Annotated in this window: 7 protein-coding genes and 1 pseudogene; 3 read left to right on the plus strand and 5 right to left on the minus strand. The window is 68.5% G+C overall.

Annotation, left to right across the window (positions count from 1 at the left end; all coding sequences use genetic code 11):
- Together IY392_RS02910 and IY392_RS02915 are read right to left on the minus strand one after the other, a co-directional pair.
- A pseudogene (locus IY392_RS02910) lies at positions 1-253 on the minus strand (hypothetical protein); the annotation flags it as partial.
- A gap of 94 nt (positions 254-347) precedes the next feature.
- A complete protein-coding gene (locus IY392_RS02915) occupies positions 348-1,232 on the minus strand; it encodes a sulfurtransferase (protein ID WP_107757453.1) in 885 nt (294 codons plus the stop codon).
- 428 nt (positions 1,233-1,660) lie between these two features.
- Here IY392_RS02915 and IY392_RS02920 point away from each other — a divergent pair, with 428 nt between their 5' ends.
- The gene (locus tag IY392_RS02920) at positions 1,661-2,344 is read left to right on the plus strand and encodes an NPCBM/NEW2 domain-containing protein (protein ID WP_107757454.1); all 684 of its coding nucleotides are present in this window, start codon (positions 1,661-1,663) and stop codon (positions 2,342-2,344) included.
- 435 nt (positions 2,345-2,779) lie between these two features.
- Here the strand turns inward: IY392_RS02920 and clpB are convergent, their stop codons facing one another.
- A complete protein-coding gene (gene clpB, locus IY392_RS02925; RefSeq protein ID WP_107757455.1) occupies positions 2,780-5,332 on the minus strand; it encodes an ATP-dependent chaperone ClpB in 2,553 nt (850 codons plus the stop codon).
- Positions 5,333-5,548: 216 nt separating this feature from the next.
- Entirely contained in the window at positions 5,549-6,163 is a 615-nt protein-coding gene (locus IY392_RS02930) for a malonic semialdehyde reductase (protein WP_182612288.1), read from the minus strand.
- A 127-nt stretch (positions 6,164-6,290) separates the two neighbouring features.
- On the opposite strand from IY392_RS02930, the gene IY392_RS02935 reads away from it, so the two are divergent.
- Together IY392_RS02935 and IY392_RS02940 are read left to right on the plus strand one after the other, a co-directional pair.
- Entirely contained in the window at positions 6,291-6,590 is a 300-nt protein-coding gene (locus IY392_RS02935) for a hypothetical protein (RefSeq protein WP_107757456.1), read from the plus strand.
- A 75-nt stretch (positions 6,591-6,665) separates the two neighbouring features.
- A complete protein-coding gene (locus IY392_RS02940; protein ID WP_107757457.1) occupies positions 6,666-7,457 on the plus strand; it encodes an ROK family protein in 792 nt (263 codons plus the stop codon).
- 3 nt (positions 7,458-7,460) lie between these two features.
- Here IY392_RS02940 and IY392_RS02945 read toward each other — a convergent pair.
- Positions 7,461-9,048: DEAD/DEAH box helicase (locus tag IY392_RS02945; RefSeq protein WP_194860457.1), on the minus strand; the 1,588-nt coding region annotated here is incomplete at its 5' end.

Genomic DNA, 9,048 nt, shown 5'->3' on the forward strand with positions numbered 1-9,048 from the left:
GTCGCGGGGCACCGGAGCCGTCCGGACACTGCTCGGCCGAGTCGTCTCGATCACCCGACGGCGGGGTGACGGGCGGGGCCTCGTCGTCGTCGGAAGGGCTGCTCGCGTCCTCCGCCGACCCGGCGTCACTCACCGGCGACGTCGTCGAGACCTCACCCGCCGCGGCGCCGCGGCGTTGCCTTGCGTCCAGACGCAGGAGGAGGAGCGCCGCGGCGAGCAGCACGAGGGCCAGGAGGAACCAGAACACGACCATGTCCACAGAGGGTAGTCAGCGCTGGTGGGGTTACCCGCCAGGCACCGCGGCGCTGCGTGACCTGGATGCCCCCGGGAGCCGGCGCGGGCGCGGGCTAGCGGGGGTCCTCCCCCAGGGCGATCGGCCGCCGACGATCCGCCGACCACTGCGACCACGACCCCGGGAACAGCCTCCCCGCCTCGATCCCGGCCACCTCCATCGCCGCGAGCGCATGGCAGGCGTGGATGCCGGAACCGCAGTAGACCACGGTGTTCTTTCCGCTGGTCACCCCCACGTCGGCGAACATCTGACGGATGCGCTCGGCGGGAAGGAACCGCCCGCTCTCGTCGAGGAACGACGACGTGGGCAGATTGACGGCGCCCGGGATGTGGCCGGCCCGCGAATCCATCGGCTCGGTGTGGCCGGCATAGCGCTCGGCAGCGCGGACATCGATCAGGACGCCCTCCTCGGGGCTGGCCTCCGTCTCGTCGATGTCGGCCGTGCGCATGTGATCGAGCCTGAAGGTGAAGTCGCCGCGCTCGACCGGGTTGCCCGGCCCCACCGCCAGGTCCTCGCCCTCGGCGATCCACGCCTTGAGACCGCCGTCGAGGAGGTAGACGTCCTCCTTGCCGGCCCAGCGCATCAGCCACCAGGCGCGCGCCGCGGAGGTGTTACCGGAGTCGTCGTAGATCACCACGCGGCTGTCGTTGTCCACCCCGGCACGACGCAGGGCGTCCTCGAGATCATCGGGCGAGGGCAGCGGGTGGCGGCCCTCGCGGACGTTGCGCTGGCCCGCGAGCTCGGTGGGTAGATCGACGTACTGCGCGCCGGGGATGTGGCCGGAGTAGTAGTGCTCCCGGCCGCGGGCATCGCCGAGCCGCCAGCGCACGTCGAGGATCACAGGGGTGGGAAGGCTCGCCACGTCGCTGATCAACTCGCGCGCCGTGACGAGGAGGGGACTGACCTGGGTGTCGGATGCGGGTGCGGTGGCTCTGGTCACGGTTCCATGGTAGACGCGTCGACACCGGGGCGGATCCCCTCCTCGGGGGCTGATCCCTCACACCGGGCGCGTCGCGGCAGGACCGGAAGCTACGCATGGAGCTCCCAACGGCCTGATGGCCCACCGACTCGCCGCGTCGTCTCCAACGCCTAATCGTTTGCGCTGCGTAGGAGGGTAGTTCTGACCCGAATTAGTGGATTTGACTGGCAGGACAGGCCCGCGAGCCGAGCAAAGACTCTTACTCGACGACGACTGGCCAACTCCACAGGGGGGGGCCATTGATATCTCGATCGAAGGGCGAGAACGGTTCCGGGGCGATTCCGTCCTTCTAATCCTGCAATTGCTCGAAATGTGCGACGTGTCGTATGTTCGGATGAAGATCGCCAGAGTTTATTGTGGGCGCCTGGACGGTGTACAACACTACAGGCATGCGACCTTCCTCATCCTTTACGAAATTCATCGCGGTCATCGCCGCATCCGCGACCATCGTCGGAATTGCGCCCGGAACATCGTCGGCACAACTTCCGCCGCTGCCGCCCCTCCCGAGCATCGAGGAGATTCAAGCAGGTGCGGCGGCCGCAGCCGTCGTCATCGCAGCCGCTGCAGCAGCGTCTTCTCAGCTGAACGAGACGGGCGGCATCAACAGCGACTCACTCGGCAACACCGTGAGCGGATCCCAGAACCAGGGACCGGGGAATCCCCCGATTCCCGGGACGCAGACTACCTATCTGCGCGCTATGCAGACAGTTCGAGGCGGAGCAGAACCCACCAAAGGGTCAGTCAACATCAACGGCAGGACATATGCCCAGTCGGTGTACACCAGCCAATTCATGACTACGTCGACAAACTATCAGTACGACCTGGGCAAGAACTGGAGCAATTTCCGAGCTACTATCGGCCTTTCTGATACTTCTCACCCCGATGCGAGATATCAGTTCAGAGTATTCGTCGACGACCAGCAACGTGGATCGTGGGCGATGAGGCTCGGACAAGCTCAGGACATCAACATCAACGTTTCCGGTGGCCTCCGCCTGAAACTCGAGGTGACAAAGACCGCAGCAAACGGCAACAACGCCAATGCAGCCTGGGGCGACGCTCGCGTCACGCGCTGACCGGCTGACACGACCACCTCCAATTATGAAAGGCTAGGGATCACGGTGATCGGTTGCGATCAAGCGGGCCCCGGACAGAATTGCGTACCTCCCGACGTGGCGATGAGTGAGGCAATGAGGAGCCTTCTCCCTACGATCGACGTCTTCGGAATGCCGATGGACCTCGGCTGGATCGTCATTCCGGCGATGCTCCTCGTGGTCCTCACCATCGCGTAGAACACTCTTCGGGGGACCAGTGGGTTGCCCGCGCGAAGGGCTCAGCTGACATCGCACCGGAGTCGTGCCGGAGCGCTGATGCAGCGAGCCCAGAGCCACCACGGGAAAATTGAACGGGCCCGACTGCTACCTCGTGGTGGTCGAACGGCTCAGTGATTGTGGATCCACACCACGGGCCCGGCCACCTCGAAAGGTGGCCGGGCCCCTATCCGGACATCATCAGCTCAGCGTGAGCGACTCCCCGTCCTCGGCGAGGGAGACCCGCACGGTGTCGCCGTCGCGGATGTCGCCGGCGAGCAGCGCCCGGGCGAGCTTGTCGCCGATCGACTGCTGCACCAGCCGGCGCAGCGGGCGGGCGCCGTAGGCGGGATCGTAGCCCCGCCGGGCCAGCCAGCCCTTGGCCGCGTCGTCGACCTCGAGGGTCAGTCGACGTCCCTTGAGGCGCCGCGCGAGTTCGTCGATCTGGATGTCGACGATCGACTCGAGTTGCTCCTCGCTGAGCGCGTCGAAGACCACGACGTCGTCCAACCGGTTGATGAACTCCGGCTTGAACGCGCGTTTGACCGCGTCCATCATCTGCTCGCGCGAGCCACCCGCGCCCAGGTTTGACGTGAGCACGAGGATGGTGTTGCGGAAGTCCACGGTCCGGCCCTGGCCGTCGGTGAGACGACCGTCGTCGAGCACCTGCAGGAGGATGTCGAACACGTCCGGGTGCGCCTTCTCGACCTCGTCGAGCAGCACGATCGTGTACGGACGCCGGCGCACCGCCTCGGTGAGCTGCCCACCCGCCTCGTAGCCGACGTACCCCGGAGGGGCACCCACCAGACGCGAGACGCTGTGCTTCTCGGAGTACTCGCTCATGTCGATCCGGACCATGGCCCGCTCGTCGTCGAACAAGAACTCCGCGAGCGCCTTGGCCAGCTCCGTCTTACCCACGCCCGTGGGGCCGAGGAAGAGGAACGACCCGGTGGGCCGGTTGGGGTCGGCGACCCCGGCGCGAGCCCGGCGAACGGCATCGGACACGGCCCGGACCGCGTCGCCCTGGCCGACGACCCGGCGCGCGATCTCGTCCTCCATGCGCAGGAGCTTCTCGGTCTCACCCTGGAGCATCTTGCCCACGGGGATGCCGGTCCAGGCGGAGACCACCTCGGCCACGTCCTCGGGCCCGACCTCCTCCTTGAGCATGGCGTTCGAGGCGGCCTCGCTCTCCTCCGCCTCGGCGAGTTGCTTCTCCAGCTCGGGAAGCCGGCCGTAACGGATCTCGGCGACGCGCGCGTAGTCGCCGTCGCGCTCGGCCTTCTCCGACTCCGTGCGCAGGGCGTCGAGCTCCTCCTTGACCTTCTGCACGCCCTGGATGGCGGTCTTCTCGTTCTGCCAGCGGGCGGTCAGTTCGGCGAGCTTCTCCTTGGAATCGGCGAGTTCGGACTGGAGGGCGACCAGACGGTCCTTGGACGCGGCATCGGTCTCCTTCTGCAGCGCCACCTCCTCGATCTCGAGCCGACGCACGATCCGCTCGGCGGCGTCGATCTCCTCCGGTCGGGAGTCGATCTCCATCTTGAGCCGACTCGCGGCCTCGTCGACCAGGTCGATCGCCTTGTCCGGGAGGAACCTCTGGGTGATGTAGCGGTCCGAGAGCGTGGCCGCGGAGACCAGCGCGGAGTCGGTGATGCGCACGCCGTGGTGCACCTCGTAGCGCTCCTTGAGCCCGCGCAGGATGCCGACGGTGTCCTCGACACTCGGCTCCCCCACGTAGACCTGCTGGAAGCGACGCTCCAGGGCGGCGTCCTTCTCGATGTACTTGCGGTACTCGTCGAGAGTGGTGGCACCGACCAGCCGGAGCTCGCCGCGGGCGAGCATCGGCTTGATCATGTTGCCGGCGTCCATCGACCCCTCACCTGACGCGCCCGCGCCGACGATGGTGTGGATCTCGTCGATGAAGGTGATGATCTGGCCCTCGGAGGCGGTGATCTCGTCGAGCACGGCCTTGAGCCGCTCCTCGAACTCGCCGCGGTACTTGGCACCCGCGACCATCGAGCCCAGGTCCAGCGAGAGCAGGGTCTTGCCCCTGAGCGACTCGGGCACGTCGCCGTCGACGATCCGCCGGGCCAGGCCCTCGACGATGGCGGTCTTGCCCACGCCGGGCTCGCCGATGAGAACCGGGTTGTTCTTGGTGCGGCGGCTCAGGACCTGGACCACGCGCCGGATCTCCGAGTCGCGTCCGATGACCGGGTCGATCTTGCCGTCCCGTGCCCGGGCCGTGAGATCCGTGGAGTACTTCTCCAGCGCCTGGTACTGGTCCTCGGGGTTCTCGGTGGTCACACGGGTGTTGCCACGCACCGCGGCGAATGCCTTCTTCAGCGCGTCCTCGGTGGCGCCGAGCTCGTTGAGGAGCTTGGCCGCGTCACCGCCGGTGTGGCCCGCCGCGATGCCGACCAGGACGTGCTCGGTCGAGACGTAGTCGTCGCCCATCTCGGTGGCGAGGGTCTGGGAGAAACTGATGACGGCGAGGGCGTCGCGGTTGAAGTTGGGGGCGGCCAGCCCCGAACCGGACGCGCTGGGGTAACTCGCGGTGAGGGCCTTGGCCTGGCTCAGAGCCAGCTTCGGGTCCACGCCACAGGCCTGCAGCAGGGGCGTGGCGATCCCGTCCTGCTGCTCGAGCAGTGCCACGAGGAGGTGTCCCGGACGGACATCCGGGTTCCCTGCCGCCGAGGCGGATTGGACGGCGGCCGACAGAGCCGCCTGGGTCTTGGTCGTGGGGTTGAACTGGCTCATCGACCGGTCCTTTCTTCGACGTGTTCTTGAGCGTACTCGGATCAATACCGGCCCACAGCAGGACCGGACAGTACGTAGAACCTCGCGAGCCTTGAGTCTATTCCGCTCAAGTTACGAGATCGGGGACGAATGCCGACACCACCGCAGCCTTCGCCCGCGCTGGGCCATGGCGACCAGTTCGCGCTCCGCCTGGTGGGAAGCCTCTGACGATCCCCCTCAAAGGGTGGTGACGACCTCGTCGTAGTCGAGCCGGGGCAGTCGGTCGAACCAGGCGTTCTCGGCCGGTGTGCCGATGTTGATGGCCACCAGGACACGATGGCGGCCGTCGGGGAAGAACTCCCGGGCGATCGCCGGGGCGTCGAACCCGGTCATCGGCCCGGCGGCGAGACCCGCAGCGCGGATGCCCAGGATGGTGTACCCCACCTGCAGGCTCGCGTTGAGCTCGGCCGCGCCGGCCCGCGCGGCCTCGTCGGAGAACAGGTCACGGGCCCCGGGGAAGTGGGGGAAGAGCCGGGGCAACTCGTCGTGGAAGTCCACGTCAGCGGCGAGTAGCGCGACGGCGGGGGCGGAGGCGGTCTTTGCCCGGTTCCCCTCGGCGAGGTGCGGGAGCAGGCGGGCCTTGGCCTCCTCGGAGCGCAGCACGACGATCCTCAGCGGCTGGTTGTTCATCGACGTCGGCGCCCACTTGACCAGGTCGTAGATCGCGCGGAGTTGCTCGTCGGTCACGGGCTCGTCGGTGAACGCGTTAGCGGAACGGGCCTGGCGGAAGAGCAGGTCCTGAGCAGCGGAGTCCAGCTGTAGGGAGGCCTGAGCCTCAAAAGATGTTGTCATATCTACTAGAACTCGGGGAGGGCCCATCCGAATCCCGGCCGAACGGTGACGTCCGTCACCCTGCGGGCCTACGCTCACCTCATCATCCGCTCACCTCATCGTCGTCGTCACGCTCCGGAGGTCCGCCATGCCCACCCGCCACCGCCCCGCGATACTGACCGCCACCGCGACCGCCGCCGCGCTGTCCCTGGCCCTCGTCTCCGGCTGCGCCGCACTGGACCCCAACCAGGGCGGTGACACCACCTGCGCCGATTACATGGAGATGCCGCCCGAGGACCAGCGCGAGGTGATCACCACCTTCCTCGACGAGAAAGGACAGTCTGATCCCGCCGGCATGGAGGTGACGCTGAACCAGGAGTCCGCCAAGCTGTACTGCAGCACCGTGGGCCAGGCGAGCGACCCGATCCGCAACATTGACACGGGTTAGTCCCCACCACACCCATTCGCCCGCCCGCTACGAACTATTGGTGACAATGGTCGGAGTGGAACAGGAGGCGATCTGATGAGGAACGGCGTGGTCGTCGACATCGGCGGCAGCGGGACGCGCATCGGTGCCGTCATCGACGGCCGTGTGGTCGGGGTGCACGGGGCCGAGGTGGCCACCGCAGAGGACCTGGCCGGCGTCATCCGCGCCGTCGATCCCTCCCCCAGCGGCGTCGGCGTCTCGGTGAGCGGACACGTCGACGCCGACCGCGGGGTCATCGAGGCCTCCCGGGCCGCCGCCTGGGCTGAGGGACCGATGCGCTCCCAGTTGGTCGACCTCCTGGACGCCCCGGTGTCCGTGATCGGCCACGGCGATGCCCATGCCCTGGCCCTGACGCAACTGCCCGACGTCGAGTTCGGCGGCATCGCCATCTCGCTGGGGACCACCCTGTCCTTCGGCGCGCTCAACCGCCACGGTGCGCTCATCCATCCGTGCGGCCACACCGGGTGGGACCTCGGTCACTGGCGCCTGGTCGTGGACGGCGGCACCACCGAGGCGTGGTGGGGCCTGGGCGGGCACGGACTCTACGACCTCGAGCGGGAACACGGCGACGGCGCCGCCGAGATCTACGCCCATCGAGTGGGATCCTTCGTCGTCGACGCCGTCCAGCTGTTCCGGCCCCGCACGGTCCTGCTCACCGGCGGGATCGTTGTGGGCCTGGGCGAGGCTCTGCACGGGCCGGTCGCCGAGCAGCTGCACACGCTGCCGCACACGATTCCGGCGCCGCGGGTCGTCTTCTCCCCCTCGCGGGACACCGCGCTGTTCGGGGCCGCGGTGGCCGCGGGGTTGGCGATGCCGGCGGTGCGGTGACCCCTACTCGATCAACCCCCGCAGGTCCTCGGCGGTGAGCGCGGCGGAGAAGTGCTCCCCGCTGTCCAGCACGGAGGCGAAGAGTTCGGCCTTTCGGCGCTGGAGCTCGATGACCCGTTCCTCGATGGTGTCGCGGGCGACCATCCGGTACACCAGCACGGGCCGGGTCTGACCGATGCGGTGCGCCCGGTCCACGGCCTGCGCCTCGGTGGCCGGATTCCACCAGGGGTCCAGCAGGAAGACGTAGTCGGCGCCCACGAGGTTCAGTCCCACTCCCCCGGCCTTGAGGCTCAGGCAGAACACCTGCGCGCCGCCCTCGGTGAACTCGCCGACGGCACCGGCCCGGTCGGTGGTGCTGCCGTCGAGGTGAGCGACGGTGATCCCTTCGGCGTGCAGTCTGTCGACCACAGTGTCGAGGTAGCTGGTGAACTGGCTGAACACCAGCGCCCGGTGCCCCTCGGCCACAACCTCACGCAGCGAGGCGACCAGCTCGTCGGTCTTGGCAGAAGGGATGGAGGAGTGTCCCGGGTCCACCAGCGAGGGGTCCAGGCACAGCCGTCGCAGGACGGTCAGCCCGGCGAGGATGCTGATGCGGTTGGAGTCGAAATCGTCGAGCAGCGCCAGCAGCGAGGCCCGCTGCCGGGCGAGTTCGCGTTCGTAGACCCTCCGGTGCGCAACCGTGAGCTCGACCTCCAGCACCGCGTCGGTCCGGGGTGGCAACTCTCCGGCCACCAGCTCCTTGCGGCGCCGCAGGAGGAACGGCCGGAGTCGGCGGCGCAGGCGACGCAGTGCCTCCGCGTCCCCGTCCTTCTCGATGGGGGTCCTGAACAGCGCGCGGAAATCCGCGGCGTCGGGCAGGACTCCGCGGCAGGACAGGGCCGCGATCGCCCACAGCTCGGTGAGGTTGTTCTCCATGGGGGTGCCGGTGACGGCGAGCAGGAAGTCCGCGCGCAACCCCGCGAGCGCGGCGAACAGCTTGGACGAGGGGTTCTTGGCCTGCTGGGCCTCGTCCAGGATCACTCCGGCCCACCCGATCCCCGCGTAGGCCTCGGCATTGAGCCGCAGCACCGTCGCGGAGGTCACGACGATGTCATGCGCGGCCGCGTCCTCGGCCACGGTGGTGGGCGACGTGGTCTCGGTGGCGGAGCGGCGGGCCACGCGCAGTGAGGGCACGAACCTGCGGGCCTCGGCCTCCCAGTTGGGCACCACGGACGAGGGCGCCACCACGAGGAACGGCCCCGGGGAGTCGGAGACCGCCTCGGCGACCGTCCCGGCGCCGGAGGCGGGGCGGTCCTCATGAGCCTCGTGCGCGTGAGCGATCAGCGCGAGCGCCTGGACCGTCTTGCCGAGCCCCATGTCGTCGGCCAGGATCCCGCCGATTCGGTGCCGCCACAGCATGGCCAGCCAGTCCAGTCCCTGTTGTTGATACGGCCTGAGCTCGGCCTTCAGCGCGGCGGGCACCGGAACCGGCTGGGGACTGTCCGAGGCGAGCTCGAGCAGCGCCTGCGCCCGGCCGGTGGGCGGCGCGAGGTCGTCGGCCAGCTCGGCCAGGTCCGACCAGAGCCCGGCCTGGCCGAGCCCGATCCGGATG

This window comes from Dietzia sp. SYD-A1 (assembly GCF_015356725.1).
Taxonomy (GTDB): Bacteria; Actinomycetota; Actinomycetes; order Mycobacteriales; family Mycobacteriaceae; genus Dietzia.